A 491-nucleotide genomic window follows, 5' to 3' on the forward strand; every position below is an offset into this window, starting at 1 on the left:
AAGGCTGCAGCCGAGCAGGCGGAAGCGAGCGCTCGAGCCGCCCACGCCCATCTGACCAACGCGCTGGACGTCGTTCCCGAGGCGCTTGCCATCTTCGACAAGGACGATCAGCTGATCCTCTGGAATCGGCGCTACGCGGAGCTCTATTGCATCAGCGGCAGCGCCCTCACCGTCGGCACGCCGTTCGAGGCGCTCATCCGGACGGGTCTGGAGGCCGGGCAGTATCCAGAGGCGATCGGCCGGGAGGCCGAGTGGCTTACCGAACGCCTCGCCCGGCATGCGCTGCCTCGCCACTCGCATGAGCAGCGTTTGCCCGGCGATCGATGGGTTCGGATCGAAGAACGGCGCACCGCGGACGGCGGCAGCATCGGCATCCGGATCGACATCACCGACCTGAAGCGGCGGGAAGCATCCTTCCGGCTTCTCTTCGAAGAGAACCCGCTTCCGATGTGGGTCGCCGATGCGAACACCCGCCAACTGATCGCGGTGAA

Annotated in this window: 1 protein-coding gene; it reads left to right on the forward strand. The window is 66.4% G+C overall.

The genetic code is table 11. The annotated features are described in order from the left end of the window. On the forward strand, positions 1-491 hold a 491-nt coding region (locus XI06_RS12825), incomplete at both ends, for a PAS-domain containing protein (RefSeq protein WP_271605471.1).

Origin of the sequence: Bradyrhizobium sp. CCBAU 11434 (genome assembly GCF_028128895.1) — a bacterium.
Classification (GTDB): Bacteria; Pseudomonadota; Alphaproteobacteria; order Rhizobiales; family Xanthobacteraceae; genus Bradyrhizobium; species Bradyrhizobium zhengyangense.